Origin of the sequence: Pseudarthrobacter sp. NPDC055928, assembly GCF_042270935.1 — a bacterium.
Lineage (GTDB): Bacteria > Actinomycetota > Actinomycetes > Actinomycetales > Micrococcaceae > Arthrobacter.
Window position 1 is genome coordinate 93,174 of record NZ_JBHJZH010000015.1, and the last position, 14,299, is coordinate 107,472.

The following is a 14,299-nucleotide window of genomic DNA, read 5'->3' on the forward strand; positions in this document are numbered from 1 at the left end:
CAGCCGGAAGCTGCATCAACGCCCGACGGCGGTACCTCCCATACCTGGGGAGTACCGCCGTTTCGCGTTAAGTTAAGTGCAAAGACAAGTAAGCGACTCAAGTTGACGCGTAACGGAACAAGTATTCGTGTACTCACAAGTCGAGTACTAATTACTCGGGCGTGCGAGGTGTGATTTTGTCTAGCCTTGGACCAGCAAACAGGCTTTCGCCCACCGCTTTTGGGGGTGCGGTTTGTTGCTGCTGGGCAGTGGACGAAATGGAGTAGAAATTCACAACCCATGATCCGGATCCCTCGGATCGCGACTGTGAAGAGCCCGTAGCCCGGCTTAACCGGACCCTGACTATAGCGCTGGGGCAAGGTACGGGGCCGTTCTCATAGATAACGCGAGAAGGAGAATGGACATGAAGAAACTACTAGCTGCGGGTTCGGTGGCAGCATTGGTGTTGCTCGGCGGGGCCATGCCCGCCCAGGCCGTCCCAAATCTGTGTCCTGCAGGGGACTCCGGCAAGATCGATGTCAATTCGGAGGGCGCGAGCATCACGCTTGAGGCTCCCGAGGGCCAACTGATCACCCAGGTTTGCCTCAAGTCGGGCACCACAGTGGAGTACTTCACGTTTGACCCGGGCCGGGAAACAGTGACGGTGACCACCACATCGGGCAAGGGTGTTTCGCACTACTCTGTCTGGTACGGCGACGGCGGCTACGAAAGCTAGCCTGTAACCAAAAGGGGCACACGCCGGCGGCGTGTGCCCCTTTTGCCGCCCTAAACTGAGGAACATGAACTCCGAAACCGTGGTGACCATCCTGTGCGGCCTGGCGATCCTGGTGGGCGTGGCCGGCACCATCATCCCGGTCCTCCCTGGCAGCATCCTGATCGGACTGAGCCTCCTGGCGTGGGCAATCTGGGGCGGGGCCGGAGCCGCGGGCTGGGTGGTTTTCGGCGTGGGGGTGGTCTTTGTGCTGGCTGGGATGGCGGCAAGCGCCGTGCTGACCGGCCGGAAGCTCAGGGAACACCGGATCCCCAGCAGGAGTGTGGTCATCGGGCTCGTGGCCGGCGTCGCGGGCATGTTTGTCATTCCTGTAGTGGGTTTGTTTGTGGGCTTCGCCGCCGGCCTGTTGCTCAGCGAACTGCTCCGCACCCGGGATCTTGGCACGGCAACAACCACCAGCTGGGCGGCGTTGAAGGCTACCGGGCTGGGGATGCTGGTGGAGTTTGGGCTGGCCTGCCTGGCGGCGAGCACCTGGGTGATTGGGCTTTGGGTGTCCGCGGCCACCTCCTAAGCACTTCCGGCTGCCTCCCTGTTTCCCGGCGCGCGGTGCCGCGCGGCTAGCATGGAGAAATGACCGCGGGGGATGCTCTAACACCGATCTACCGGGACACCCGGGACCTCACGCCGTTTGGTCCGGTCCAGTTGCGCACGGCTGTCCGTGAACTGGCCGATGGAGTGGGCGGAATTTTGCACAGCGTCCTCGGCGGCCGGAACCAGGCGTTCCTCTCCGTGGATGGCAATATTCCGAGGCTCAAGATGCTGTCCGGAAAAACGGTCAAGGCCGTCCACGAGGCAATTTTCAGTGCACGGCAACCTGACCGGCTCATCGCTTTGGCCCGCGCCTATCCTGGCTGGGCCGGGCTCTGCTACATCATGGCCGGACTGCTGGCGTATAAGCACGGCGGGTATTTGCGGGCGGCAGAGCTCCTGCAGCGGGGGCTCGCCATCAGGAACCACGACGACGCCAACCAGTATGCCTCCGTCTACCTCACGCGCGTGGTTACCCGGGTAGAGGTGGCCGAACGCGTCGAGGTCCCCGTGTTGTTCAGCGAAGAGGCAGTGTTCCTGGCACTCGCGCACTGCCTGCGGGAAATGGGTCAGCTGGAAGCCGCACTTCACACCGCTGCGCAACTGCCGCCCTCGCTGCCTGCGGCCCTGGCGCGCTGTTCGGCGGCGTTTGCGTTGGGCCGGGACAAGCAGGTGGTGATCTGGACGGAGGGATTGCTGAACTCTGATGATCTGTCCGCTGCGTTGTTGCTGCTACGCGCCCGCTCGCTGCGGCGGCTTGGCGCCCGGGCAAAGTCCGAGGAAACCCTTCGGGAGGTCCTTCGCCGCCGGAAGACGGACATGATGCTGCGTAACGACGCCCTGACGGACCGTGCCTTCCTGCTGCTGGACAACGGCCGGAAGTCGCTCAACCCTCGGGATTGGCTGCGCGGCAGGCCTGCGGAGCTCGAAACCTTCGAAGTCATACGTAAGGACGTCGAGGAGCGGCGGCTGTGGGAACAGGAGTGGGAGAAGCTCGACGGCGAGTAAGCCGTTCGCTGTGGCAGCCTTGTGGGGCCGTCCGCTCGGGAGTACAACGGAGAAATGAGTGACGTAGTCCGGTCCTGGATGGAAAAGTACATCAGCGCGTGGACCACCAACGAGCCAGAGGACATCCGTGCGCTGTTCACTGAAGAGGCGGTGTACGCCACCCGCCCGCACGACAAGGATCCTTGGCGCGGGCGTGAGCAGATCGTGGACCGTTGGCTGGCCGCCCGCGACGAACCGGAGGAGTGGACGTTCGAGTGGTCATTATTGGGTACAGACGGCGATCTCGCTTTTGTGCAGGGCTTTACCCACTACCTGGGTGACCGGCCCAGCTATGACAACCTGTGGGTCATCCGGCTGGCTCCCGACGGGCGGGCTTCAGAATTTACGGAGTGGTTCATGGAGCGGCGGCCGTAGCCGTCAGGAGATGAACAGTGGAACCAACTGCTCGGACAGGAGCACCACGCCCAGGGCAACCATGATCACACCGCTGGCAAGGGTCACTTTCCGTGCTGCACCAGGGCGGGACTGCAGGAGTTTCCGGGCCAGGAGCGCCACGCAGGTGTAGACAATGCCGGCGAGCACCACAAACGTCAGGCCCAGCAGCCCGGACTGCACGGGCACCGGCAAGGACGCTTCGGGGCTGACGAACTGTGGCACCAGGGCCACGTAAAAGAGCAGGCCTTTGGGGTTGATGCCGCTGGTACCCATGCCCTGGAGGAACGTTCGCAGCTGGTTGGCAGTGGGAAGTCCGACGGCGTCTGCCGCGCCAAAGGATGCCCCGCGCCAGGACCGGAGCGTGCTGATGCCGAGCCACAGAAGGTAGCCTGCTCCGGCCACTGTGATCCAGGTGAGAACTCCTGGCATTCCGGCCAGCAGGGCCGCCAGGCCAGCCACCATCAGGATGGTGTGCAGGACGTAGCCGCCGCAGAGCCCTGCCACCGCCGGCACGAAGCTCCGCTGCCGCAGGCCCGCGGTGATGGAGTACGCCCAGTCCACGCCAGGGGTACAGGCGAGGGCGGCGGCCACCACAATAAAGGCGAAAAACAGCTGGGCGTTCACGGTTTGCTCCTGTCAGATGGCTACAGGACAAACCCTACGAACTTTGGTGCCATAAGTGCTCCCTGTTTTCTCACAAGGAACCACTGTTTCGGTAAGATTGTTGCGTGATAGACCATATTGACAGGAATATTTTGCGCCACCTCAAAGAGGACGGCCGCATGACTGCAACAGCCCTCGCCGCAAAGGTGGGACTGACTGTTGCGCCCTGCCACCGGCGGCTGCGCGATCTGGAGTCCTCCGGAGTCATTCGTGGCTACAAAGCGGACATTGATCCGGCCGCCGTGGGGCTGGGGTTCGAAGCGATTGTGTTTGTGACGCTGCGCCAGGTGGACCGTCCCACCATGGAGATCTTCGAGAACCGGGTGGCGGATAACCCCAATATTGTGGAAGCGCAACGGCTCTTCGGTTCCCCGGACTACCTGCTGAAAGTCATCGCCGAGGACCTGCCGGCGTACCAGCGCTTTTACGACGCCGAGCTCACATCGTTGCCGGGTGTTGAGCGGCTGACGTCCACGCTGGTGATGAAGAACCTGAAGTCCAACGCAGGCCCGCCCGTTTAGGCTGCCGGCCTGACGTGGACGATGATCACCTGCGTGTCCTTCGTTCCGTCATACCGGAGGTCATAGTTGACGTCCAGGCCCGTGGAGGTGCCGGATGTGATGGAAAAATCGCTTTTCCGTTCCGGTTCCCGCTGGGCGCCGGCTATCCAGCGTTCTGCGGAGTCGGCGTCGATCCCGTACCGTTCCACTCCGTCCCGGATGAGCTCAAAGTACTCGTCGGGGGAGTCCGCGGTCAGGAAGTAGGTGAGCTCGCTGAAGTCCGGCCGCTTCTCGGTGGTGTTCAAGCGGATCCGGTCTGTTTCCCCGCTGATCTCGCCGCTTGGGGCAACGATGGTGAGCTTGATTTTTCCCGAGTCCCGGGTGTTGATCTCGGGCCCATAGCTGTCTTCGGTGACCCGTACGGCAGCCTTTTCCAGCCGTCCCGAGCTCATGTCCAGCCTCGCTGTCCTGGATTCGCGGATGGCGGCCACTCCAGCCGCATCGAGGGTGGAGAATTCGGAGGTGCTCATGGTGCTCCCTTGAGAGGTCGGTTCGGTGGGGGTGCCGTTCATCTGGCAGCCGGCCAGACCGAGGCAAGCGGAAAGTGCAAGAAGTACGACGGCGGCCTGCCGCCTCAGGGGCGGGCGTCCGGATATGCGCGGGAGACTCACTGGTGCACCTCGGCGTCGAAACCATCCACAAAGCGGTCCATGATGCCGGGGATGTTGTTGATTGGCCTGTACTGGTCCACACGGTCGTTGAAGTCGGAGGCGATGATCTGCCCGGCACGCGCGGGGTCACTCGCCAGGAGGTCCTGGTATGCCGGAAGGGTGTCCTGCCGGATGAGTTCCCAGCGCTGGTCGGCGTTGGAAATGTTCCCGTCGGGGAAGCCGGTGGTGAAGTCAGTGCGGAACTGCGTGGGGTTGTCCCAGTTGGTGAAGGGCACGTTTTCCGGGCCGGGGCTCTCCACACTGAAGGTGTAAGGGAAGACCTCCGGGTAGCTCTTCGCGCCGGGAATGGAGGGCTCGCCGGCCAGGGTCACCAGGTAAGTCACGGCCTCTCCGCCGGGGTGGTTGCGCATGTTGTCGTAGTCGTCCGCAATGATCTCGTTCTGTTCGCGGTAAAGGAGGGCTGTGTTGCCCTCCTGGACAAGGTCCGGATCGCCGGAATCGATCTTGGCCCACTCCTCGGCGGTACCGGCGTCAATGGCACCCGAGTCCCGTAGCCTGTTGATTTCCTCGATGCCGCCGTCCATGTAGGCCTGGTGCTGCCGCGCCTGGTCGAGAAAGATCTCCTTGTTCATGTCCAGCATGCTGGTCTCGTAGTAACGGATCTCCTCATCGGTCATCCCGGCGAGCTGTTCGATCTGGTCCAGGATGGGGAGCGGAACGTCCGAGGCCGGATTGTCCGCGATCTGCTGGGCGAGGTCGCGCAGCATCGCCATGTCCTTGAAGCCGCCCGCGAAGGACGGGCCGATCATGTTGGCCATCCCGGCCCACTGCAGGTCCGGGTTGGATAAATAGGCCTGGCCGTAGAAGTCGTAGACCTTCTTGATGGTCTCCCAGTTATGTTCCGTGCCCTTGGACGTGTCCCAGCTGGAGGGGTCTATGCCCATGTCCAGCATGGCCTGGTTGTTCCAGTAGGAGCTGAGGAAATCCGCGTATTCCTCGGAGTTCTTCTCGATCAGGCCCGAGTCGGCGGCGGCGTCCATGGCGGCTTTGGCGCCCTCAGGGTTGTTCAGGGCCCACTGCCTGAATTCGTCACTGCCGAGATATTCGGCGCGTTCCTCGGGAGTCAAGCCGGTTAGGCGGTCCGTGAGATCCTGGGCGGCGCCTTCCGCTGAACCGCTGCCCCCTGGGCCGTTGCCACCGGAACCAGTACCCCCGCTGTTACTGGCCTTCTCCTGCTCGTCGGCGTTGGCGAGCAGGATCTTTGATGCCTGCTCCAGGCCCGCCGTTGCGGACTTCAGCAGCTTCATGTGCGACGACGTCCAGTCACTCCGGAAGCGTTCGCCGTCATGCCCTTTCCAGGCGCCGGTGCTGATGACGCTGCTGAGCTGCGAACCGAGCAGGCTTAACCTGTTCGCGCCGCCTGCCAGGTCCTTGGCGAGCTGCCGCAACTGGGCCACGTCACCGCCGTAAAAGTTCCCCGCCATGTTTCCCCCTGAATGGATTCCCGTGCCAGCCTAGCTGCGATGGGGCTGGCAGGGCGATGGGGAGAGGTCCCCGTTGGGCTGCGCGCAGGCCAAACGGAATCGAAACTCAGTCCTTGAGCAATCCGGTGGTCCGGTAAGGGATGACCTCACGCAGGAACATGCTCGTGGATGTGCGCACAATTCCGGGGCACAGCCGGATTTCCTCTGAGACCCGGTAGAGATCGTCCGGGCTGGTGGCCACCACACGGATCAGCAGGTCGGTGTCGCCGGCCGGTGCGTGGCACTCCAGGACTTCGGGGATTTCCCGGAGCGCCGCGATGGCTTCATTGAGGTGGCTCTGATCCAGTTCCGCGCTGACTGCTGCTGCCACTCCACGGCCTAATGCGGAGGGGAGTACGCGGCTGCTGTTGGGACGGAGCGCGCCCGACGCCGACATCCGCTCCAGGCGCGACTGCACCGTGCCGCGCGCCAGCCGAAGCCGTTGGGCCAGCACCATGATGGGAACGCGTGGGTCCTCGTCAAGGGCGCTGAGAATGCGCTTGTCGGTGGCGTCCAGTTCCTGCAATCTGATCACTTCCTGTCGATCGTGGCGGCACGTGTTAGTCAGACTGATCAATAAACCCAGTGCCGGTTGTGCCAACTGTATGGCTTCTGTTCAAATTGTGGCAACAAGGACAAAGGCTACCGCCGAACCCCGCAGGCTACAGGCTCCCCGGCACACCACCCGGACACTGGACACGCTTCCCGCAAGGAGGCCGCCGCTGATTGACACTTGTTCACACCACGGTCATTGAAGCAAACACGGCAAGAGCCCCTGAGCTCCCGACGTCGGATCTCCGAAGTCATCGGTAGCTGAGGGGCTCTTGTGTGTGCCGGACTAGGGTTGAACCATGACCCCTGCCGGCCGCTTTGCCCCCAGTCCTTCCGGTGAATTGCACGTGGGCAACCTCCGAACCGCCATGCTCGCATGGCTTTTTGCCCGATCCACGGGGCGGGATTTCCTGCTCCGGGTGGAGGACCTTGACCGCGCCCGGGCCGGAGCGGAGGCGGAGCAACTCAGGGACCTTGCGGCGATCGGCGTTACCTGGGACGGCGCGGTGGTACACCAGACGGACCGTGGTGAGGTCTACAACGACGCCATACGCCGGCTGACGGAGCTCGGCCGGACCTATGAGTGTTTCTGCACGCGCCGGGAGATCCAAGAGGCGCCGTCCGCTCCCCACGCGCCGCAGGGCGCCTATCCGGGAACATGCCGCAACCTCGATCCCGCAGAACTGGAGTTCAAGAGGTCCATGCGGCCGGCTGCACTTCGCCTGCGTTCCGCGGTGACGGAGTACACCGTCAACGATGTCCTGCATGGAGAATTCACGGGCGTGGTGGACGATTTTGTCCTGCGCCGCAACGACGGCGTGACGGCATACAACCTGGCTGTCGTGGTGGATGACGCAGCGCAGGGCGTCGACCAGGTGGTCCGGGGCGATGATCTGCTGCCGTCCACGCCTCGCCAGGCATACCTTGGGTCCCTCTTGCATATTCCGATTCCGGAATATGCCCATGTTCCGTTGGTGGTGAATTCCGACGGCGCGCGGCTGGCCAAGCGCGATGGCGCAGTCACCTTGGGCGACCTCGCACGCGCGGGCGTGCCCGTTGAAGACGTCCGGGACAACCTGCTGCAGTCGCTCGGCCTGCCAGCGGGAACGTTGGACCAGGCGCTGGCAGCGTTCCGGCCGGACAGCCTCCCGCGGGATGCTTGGGTCTGGCCGGACCCAGGACCAGGCAGCTTGTCCTGAGGGGAACCTTCATTTGCAGGCCACGCGTAGGCTTGGGGGATGTCAGACCAGCACTCCACGGAGCACAGCCCCGCGCCTAGATTCACTGTTGAGACCGCCAAAGTCCTGGCCGAGGTGGCCCACAACCGCCAAAAGGACAAGCTGAAGCGGCCGTACCGCGACCACGTGATCGCCGTGGGGGATGCGCTGGAAGACTTCGACGATGACATCCGGATCGCCGGGTACCTGCACGACATTGCAGAGGACACGCCCATCACCAGGCAGGCCCTGCTGGACATGGGCGTCTCCGAACGTGCCGTGGGAATCATTGAACGGGTCACCAACCGGCTCCATGACAATCCGGACGACTACGCCTCCGGAATCCGGGAAATCGCCGAAGACCACGACGCCGCCTTGGTCAAGATCGCTGACAACGCCCACAACTCATTGCCTGAGCGCGTCAAGGCGCTTGCGGAGAAGTGGCCGGACAAGCCGCCTGTCACTAAGTACCGGGATGCCCGTCCGGTACTTTATGCCGCCGTCGAGGTGGAGGAAGTCCGGAAGATCCTTGCGAGGGTAAATCCCTGGCTGCTCGAGGAACTGGACGAGAGGCTGGACGACGAAGACGACACCGACTACGAGAACCTGGCCTACGACGACGCCCCGGGGGCCGAGTCTGCGCAGACGGCTGAGCCTGTCCACGCCCCTGAAACGGCGGACAGCCGGACAGACGGGGCCTCTTAGGCTCCTGCTTTCATCCGCTCCAGCGCTGCGTTCATTCGTTCGGTGCCGTGCTTCTCGTCAATGACAATCGACACGCCCAAAGCCAGCACAATCACCAGCAGGCAAACGGGCACCGAGACCCCTGCGGCGGCGAGTCCCACGCTGCCGGCCAGCGCCACCACGACGCCAACCGCCACGGCAATGACGGTGCGGTCTGCGCAGATCATGACGCTGAAGAGCCAAGTCAAGGAGAGTTTGAACAGCGCCACAGGTATGGCGATGCTGGCTACGGCCACTGCCGCGCTGATGTGGGCCTCGTGGTCGACGTAGTACGCCGCCACATGCAGCCCGGCGCCAGTTGCGGCGATGGCCGCGAAAAGGGGCATGTGCCCGTAGCCGAAGAAGAATGAGCGGTGCCGCTGGTGGTGCAGGGCCGGACCAGCGGGCAGGATGAAATAGATCCACCACATGCTGAAGGCCAGGGCCGTGCCGCCGAAGCCCACAAGGGCCGCATCGACGCTCCAGCCGTGGTTGGCAACGATGGCGCGGAGGGTTTCGATCGCCCCGATCAGGCATTCGCCAAGGGCAATGATGGCGAGGAGCCCGTAGCGTTCGGCGATGTGGTGTGCGTGCCACGGGGTCCGCATGCTGCGCTCCGCTGCGTAGGGAGCGAGCATTTCCAAGATAAACAGCGGCGCAGCCACGAGGAACGTCGTCAGAATGTCCGCTTCAATGATGAGTACCGCGATCCAGCCCAGCTGCACCACGCCAAGATACGTGGCGTAGCGCTGGCAGGTCTGCCGGCGTGCGGGATCCTGCCGTGCTGCACGTAGCCACTGGAAGACCAGGGCCAGGCGCATGATCACGTAGCCGCCCACCATCACTGCGTTGTCCACATGCTTGCCCTCGACGAGCGAATGGAACATGGGCTCGATGCCCATGGCCAGAATCAGCACGCCGAGAAGCTGGACCATGGTGACCACCCGGAACACCCAGTCGTCGGTGTCGTAGGCGCTCGCGAACCACGTGAAGTTGATCCACGCCCAGATCACCGCGAACATCGCAAAGGAGAATCCCAGCAGCCCGGCGCCGAAATGCGCTTCCGCGATCTCATGCGCGAACTGGCTGCCGGCCACTCCGAAGGCAATGACGAACGTCAGGTCGAAGAAGAGTTCCAGCGGGGTGGCCGAACGATGCTTTTCATGGGGATCCCGGCCGCCCATGCGGGAGAAGGCGTGCCGAAGCGGGTTCGAGGAGGACATGGGTCAAAGATTACCGCCAGCGCAGTAGCTGGCTCCACTGGCGGTGCAGCCACGGGCCTTGCGCGGGCTACACCCGGCCCAGGGCGTCGATGTCCTCCAGGAAGTCCTGGTGGACCTCCGCGCTGACGGTGGTCCTCGTCTCGCCGATGGCGTCCAGGTAGTCCTGCGTGGAAGGGCCCTTCCGGACCGCCTCGCGAACTGAACCACTGCCGCCGGAAGCCGCGCCGCCGTCGTCGTACACTGCTTTTTCCAGCGCCCGCTGGGAGGCGCTACGGGCGGCATACTCAATGTCCGCAGGAGAGAAACCCTCGGTCCGCTCCACCAGGAGTTCCACATCCACGTCGTCAACAACGGTGGCGGGAATGAAACGCTGCCACATCGCTTCGCGGGCCTGGCGGTCCGGCAGGCCGATCGGGATGACGTAGTCGAACCGGCCATGGCGCAGGAATGCCGTGTCCAACGCCCGGATGAAGTTCGTGGCGCACACCAGCAGTCGGCCGGGCTGTTCGCGGAACGCGGGAATGATTTTCAGGAGCTCGTTCGTGACACCCTGCAGCGGCGACGGCGGCTCACCGGAGCGCTGGGACGCGATCTCTTCCACCTCGTCGATGAACACCACGCAATGCTCCAGCTCGGCGATCTCAAGGAACGTCTCGCGAAGGGCGCCGGCGAGTCCCTTGGGATCGGAGGCCAGCCGGGAGGGGAATACCTCCACGAACGGCCATTCCAGCCGCGACGCGATCGCCTTCGCAAACGTGGTCTTGCCGGTCCCGGGAGGACCAAAGAGCACCACGGCGCGCGGCGGCACCACGCCGTATTCGTCGGCGAGGTCGGCCTCAGCCAGGGGAAGGACAAGGCGCCGTTCGAGGAGCTCCTTCTCGTTCCGCATGCCGGCAACGTTCTCCCAGAGGTCCCGGGCGAGGATGCGGCCGCCCAGCTGGCCCAGCGCTCCCAGTTCCTGGCGCTGGACGGGGATGGTCCGCTCGAAGTAGCGGAGGTTCTTCTTCAAGGCGAAGCCGCGGCTGAGGAACGCCTCCACTCGGGTCTCGGATTCCGGCATCAATGCCGACAGTTTGTTGAGGCCGTGTGGGGCCATCCGGTTTTCGACGGCGGCGAGCAGCGAAGTGCCGATCCCGCGGCCCCGGTATTCCGGCAGGGTGGCCAGGAAAACGATCCATCCTTGGTCGTGTGCGGCACGTCCGACGGCGGCGCCCACCACCATGTCTCCCAGGACAGCCACTACCGCGTGGTCCTTTTCGCACGAGGCCAATACCTCAGAGAGCGCGTAGACCGGTTCCACGTTGTTGGCCTTGAGGGTTTCCCAAAGGTGAAGGATCCCGTCCAGGTCCGCCGAGTGGAAATCCCTGATCCGCCAGTTGGTCATGCCGTGTCTCCCGGGTGGTTCGTCGTTGAACTGCTCGTTGAAGCCTTATAGAGCCGCGTTTTGACGCGCTCTGCTGAGCATAGGCGATCCGCCCCTTCGGCGGGGTTGCGGGAGCGTTGCATGACGGGAGTACGACGGCGGCACCCGGGTTCCGTGTGTGTACAGAGCCCAGGTGCCGCCGTCGAACGTTACTGCCAGCTGGCTGGCGGAGCGCTACTTTTTGAAGGTGGCCGCCGGAGGGTTGGCGATGACGGGGGCGGTGCCGGTGAAGCCGTCGCGGGTTTCGGCGATTTCGCGGATGCGGTTGCGGCAGGCGTACCAGCCGGCGACCATGAGGGCGGAGGCGATGGCGGTGACGAGCATGGTCAGGGGTGAGTCGATGAAGACCATGATCAGGACGCTGATGAGGAAGAGCAGGGAGAGGTAGCCGGTGTAGGGGGCGCCGAACATCCGGAAGGAGGGGCGGGTCAGCCAGCCTTTGTCGGCCCAGCGTTTGAGCTGGATCTGGCACAGGACGATGGTGGCCCAGGTCATGATGATGCCTACGGAGGCGACGTTGAGGACGATTTCGAAGGCCTGGGCCGGGACGAGGTAGTTCAGCGGGACTCCGAGGAGGGACACCCCGGCGGTGATGGCGATCCCGCCGTAGGGGACGCCTGCTTTGTTCATGCGGGAGGCGAACTTGGGGGCGGAGCCGTTCACGGACATGGAGCGCAGGATCCGGCCGGTGGAGTACAGGCCGGCGTTTAGGGAGGACAGGGCGGCGGTGAGGACGACGAGGTTCATGATGACGTCCACGCCCTGGATGCCGATGGAGCCGAAGAACGTCACGAACGGGCTGACGCCCTTTTCGTAGGAGGTGTAGGGCAGCAGCAGGGCCAGCAGGATCACGGAGCCGACGTAGAACACGGCGATGCGGAAGACCACGGAGTTGATGGCCTTGGGCATGATCTTTTCCGGGTTTTCGGTCTCGCCGGCGGCGGTGCCGACCAGTTCGATCGAGGCGTAGGCGAACAGGACGCCCTGCATCAGGATGATCATGGGCAGCAGGCCGTTGGGGAAGATCCCGCCGTTATCGGAGAGCAGGCTCAGGCCCACCTGCTGGCCGTCCACGGGGGTGCCGAAGATGACGAAGTAGGTGCCCACGACCAGGAAGATGACCAGGGCCGCGACCTTGATCAGGGCGAACCAGAATTCCATCTCGCCGAAGACCTTGACCGAGACCAGGTTCAGGGCCAGGACCACGACCAGGGCGATCAGCGCCCAGGCCCACTGCGGGACGGCCGCCATCCAGGGGATGTAGTTGCCGAAGAAGTTCATGTACAGGGCCGCGGCGGTGATATCCACGATGGTGGTCGTGGCCCAGTTGATCCAGTAGAACCAGCCCGAAACGAACGCGGCCTTCTCACCGAAGAACTCCCTCGCGTAGGACACGAACGAGCCCGAGGACGGCCGGTGCAGGACCAGTTCGCCCAACGCCCGCAGGATCAGGAACGCGAAGAACCCGCACACCGCGTAAGCAATGACCAGCGACGGGCCCGCGGCATTCAACCGGCCGCCCGCACCAAGGAACAACCCGGTCCCGATCGCACCGCCAATCGCGATCATCTGGATCTGCCGGGGCTTGAGGTTCTTGTGATAACCCTTATCCTCCGCATGCAACGCCGACTCACTGGCATGCGCATGCCCGCCGTCGATGAGGTGGTCAGGGATGGGGGAATTTGTCATGGGGTGTCCTTCGGGAGAGCGGTTGGTGGGCCCACGACCGCAGGGATCCCTGGCTGAGCTTGCGGGACCAGGGGCGGTGGGGGGTTACTTGCTGAGGTTGGCACTGCCCGGATGGGTGTTCAGGGCGATGGCCAGGCCGATGGATGTGTGCCACCGTGATCCGGAGATGTTCGGGGTAGGTGGTGGCAGGTCGTGCTCGGACCGGGTCAGCGGTACGGGCATCAAGGGCGGTCAGGCCGGTGGTCACCGACTTCCCGCAGGGCTTCGTTGGGCGGGGACAGGAAGTCTGTGGGCTGCAGCAGGCCAACTTTGTGACCGCCGCCCAGTATTGGGGAAGTGCCGATTCCGGCCAGCGGCGTTACGTCCACTCCCAGGTAATCGAGCAGGCGGACGGTGGCGGGCATCCGGGCGCGGTCGCCGCCGTCGGAAATCTTGACACCCACGGCACGGCCATCGGGCAGGCCTACGAGCTGAATACCTTCAAAACCGTCTTTCGCCACGGATCCGGGAAGCAGCCGCATCAGATCGGTGACGTCGCGGCGTTCGCCGGCCACCATGTCCGGGTGCTGGCGCATGGCCAGTCCGACGGCGGCTTCCGCCGCAGGTGCGGCGGTTGCGGCGTCGTCGGAGGTCCTTCCGGCGGCGTTCCCGGCGGCGAGAGCTATGCGGCCGAAGGCGCGGGCCATCCCTCGAAGGGTGAGGGCGAAGAGCGGGGTGCCGCAGCCGTCCGTGCTGCGGGCAAAGGGTACCTCGCCCGTCAGCTCAGTGATGGTGGCGGCAACGAGCTGCTGGAGTGGGTGGGACGGGTCCAGGTAGCCCTTGACCGGCCAGCCGTTGATGACGCAGGTGGCAGCCATGGCGGCATGCTTGCCGGAGCAGTTTTGGGTCAGCTGGGTGGCGTGGAAACCGGATCGCAGCCAGTCCTCGCGCTCTGTGCTGCCATAGGGGAGGTCTGTGCTGTTCTCCAGGTCGCGGGTAGTGAGCCCGTGCATAGCGAGGATGCGCTGGGTGCCGCCGCGGTGAATGGCAGCGCCGGAGTGGCTCGCTGCGGACAGGGCCAGCAGGTCGGCGGGGAGGTTAAGGCCGGCGCGGACCATGGCCACGGCCTGCAGGGGCTTAAGGGAAGAGCGCGGGTAGAACGGTGCCAAGGGATTGCCCGCCGTTGCCACGGTTGAGCCGTCCGGTGCCGTGGCAATAGCCGAGCCGTAATGGACGCTCTCCACCAGGCCGCCGCGGGTGGCGACCACCAGGGGAGCGTGCTGCGGAAGTGTGCCGGATGCTGCTTCGGCGGTGCCGGGGGCAGCGGTGTGGGCAGCGGGCATGGCGGGGGCTGGCATGAAGTCCTTGGGGTGGCTGGTACTTGTTGACGCGG

Annotated in this window: 16 protein-coding genes; 7 read left to right on the forward strand and 9 right to left on the reverse strand. The window is 64.2% G+C overall.

Annotation, left to right across the window (positions count from 1 at the left end; all coding sequences use genetic code 11):
• The first annotated feature begins 403 nt into the window (after positions 1 to 403).
• The 4 genes from ACFC25_RS17730 to ACFC25_RS17745 all read left to right on the forward strand — a co-directional run bounded on the left by ACFC25_RS17730 (position 404) and on the right by ACFC25_RS17745 (position 2,722).
• Entirely contained in the window at positions 404 to 715 is a 312-nt protein-coding gene (locus ACFC25_RS17730) for a hypothetical protein (RefSeq protein ID WP_337348709.1), read from the forward strand.
• 64 nt (positions 716 to 779) lie between these two features.
• Positions 780 to 1,283 (forward strand): DUF456 domain-containing protein, encoded by a 504-nt coding sequence (locus ACFC25_RS17735; protein WP_337352647.1) that lies wholly within the window; start codon positions 780 to 782, stop codon positions 1,281 to 1,283.
• Between the two features lie 59 nt (positions 1,284 to 1,342).
• A complete protein-coding gene (locus ACFC25_RS17740) occupies positions 1,343 to 2,308 on the forward strand; it encodes a hypothetical protein (protein ID WP_337348711.1) in 966 nt (321 codons plus the stop codon).
• A gap of 54 nt (positions 2,309 to 2,362) precedes the next feature.
• Complete coding sequence (locus tag ACFC25_RS17745) at positions 2,363 to 2,722, forward strand: nuclear transport factor 2 family protein (RefSeq protein WP_376047545.1); 360 nt, start codon at positions 2,363 to 2,365, stop codon at positions 2,720 to 2,722.
• A 3-nt stretch (positions 2,723 to 2,725) separates the two neighbouring features.
• On the opposite strand, the gene ACFC25_RS17750 is transcribed toward ACFC25_RS17745, so the two are convergent.
• Entirely contained in the window at positions 2,726 to 3,367 is a 642-nt protein-coding gene (locus tag ACFC25_RS17750) for a LysE family translocator (protein ID WP_337348713.1), read from the reverse strand.
• Positions 3,368 to 3,471: 104 nt separating this feature from the next.
• On the opposite strand from ACFC25_RS17750, the gene ACFC25_RS17755 reads away from it, so the two are divergent.
• Positions 3,472 to 3,927, forward strand: coding sequence for an Lrp/AsnC family transcriptional regulator (locus ACFC25_RS17755; protein WP_082979127.1), 456 nt, complete (start codon positions 3,472 to 3,474; stop codon positions 3,925 to 3,927).
• Here the strand turns inward: ACFC25_RS17755 and ACFC25_RS17760 are convergent.
• The 3 genes from ACFC25_RS17760 to ACFC25_RS17770 form a co-directional block, all read right to left on the reverse strand.
• Positions 3,924 to 4,436 carry a hypothetical protein gene (locus ACFC25_RS17760; protein WP_337352650.1) on the reverse strand — a complete coding sequence of 171 codons (513 nt, stop codon included), beginning with the start codon at positions 4,434 to 4,436 and terminating at the stop codon, positions 3,924 to 3,926. The genes ACFC25_RS17755 and ACFC25_RS17760 overlap by 4 nt on opposite strands.
• Before the next feature lie 137 nt (positions 4,437 to 4,573).
• Positions 4,574 to 6,061, reverse strand: coding sequence for a WXG100 family type VII secretion target (locus ACFC25_RS17765; RefSeq protein WP_376047549.1), 1,488 nt, complete (start codon positions 6,059 to 6,061; stop codon positions 4,574 to 4,576).
• A 106-nt stretch (positions 6,062 to 6,167) separates the two neighbouring features.
• Positions 6,168 to 6,626 carry an Lrp/AsnC family transcriptional regulator gene (locus tag ACFC25_RS17770; RefSeq protein ID WP_337348721.1) on the reverse strand — a complete coding sequence of 153 codons (459 nt, stop codon included), beginning with the start codon at positions 6,624 to 6,626 and terminating at the stop codon, positions 6,168 to 6,170.
• A 325-nt stretch (positions 6,627 to 6,951) separates the two neighbouring features.
• Between ACFC25_RS17770 and gluQRS the strand changes: the two genes are divergently transcribed.
• Both gluQRS and ACFC25_RS17780 read left to right on the forward strand, forming a co-directional pair.
• Positions 6,952 to 7,851: a tRNA glutamyl-Q(34) synthetase GluQRS gene (gene gluQRS, locus ACFC25_RS17775; protein WP_376047552.1), complete on the forward strand. Its 900-nt coding sequence runs from the start codon at positions 6,952 to 6,954 to the stop codon at positions 7,849 to 7,851.
• 39 nt (positions 7,852 to 7,890) lie between these two features.
• The gene (locus ACFC25_RS17780; RefSeq protein ID WP_376047555.1) at positions 7,891 to 8,574 is read left to right on the forward strand and encodes a phosphohydrolase; all 684 of its coding nucleotides are present in this window, start codon (positions 7,891 to 7,893) and stop codon (positions 8,572 to 8,574) included.
• On the opposite strand, the gene ACFC25_RS17785 is transcribed toward ACFC25_RS17780, so the two are convergent.
• From ACFC25_RS17785 to ACFC25_RS17805, 5 genes are all read right to left on the reverse strand, one after another.
• Complete coding sequence (locus ACFC25_RS17785) at positions 8,571 to 9,815, reverse strand: low temperature requirement protein A (protein WP_376047558.1); 1,245 nt, start codon at positions 9,813 to 9,815, stop codon at positions 8,571 to 8,573. The genes ACFC25_RS17780 and ACFC25_RS17785 overlap by 4 nt on opposite strands.
• A 67-nt stretch (positions 9,816 to 9,882) precedes the next feature.
• Positions 9,883 to 11,199: a GNAT family N-acetyltransferase gene (locus ACFC25_RS17790; protein ID WP_337348719.1), complete on the reverse strand. Its 1,317-nt coding sequence runs from the start codon at positions 11,197 to 11,199 to the stop codon at positions 9,883 to 9,885.
• Between the two features lie 213 nt (positions 11,200 to 11,412).
• Positions 11,413 to 12,927, reverse strand: a complete 1,515-nt coding sequence (locus ACFC25_RS17795; protein ID WP_376047561.1) for an amino acid permease — start codon at positions 12,925 to 12,927, stop codon at positions 11,413 to 11,415.
• An 84-nt stretch (positions 12,928 to 13,011) separates the two neighbouring features.
• The gene (locus ACFC25_RS17800) at positions 13,012 to 13,149 is read right to left on the reverse strand and encodes a hypothetical protein (RefSeq protein WP_337349972.1); all 138 of its coding nucleotides are present in this window, start codon (positions 13,147 to 13,149) and stop codon (positions 13,012 to 13,014) included.
• Positions 13,149 to 14,264, reverse strand: coding sequence for an asparaginase (locus ACFC25_RS17805; RefSeq protein ID WP_376047564.1), 1,116 nt, complete (start codon positions 14,262 to 14,264; stop codon positions 13,149 to 13,151). Before ACFC25_RS17805 ends, ACFC25_RS17800 begins: the two co-directional genes overlap by 1 nt.
• Positions 14,265 to 14,299 lie beyond the last annotated feature (35 nt).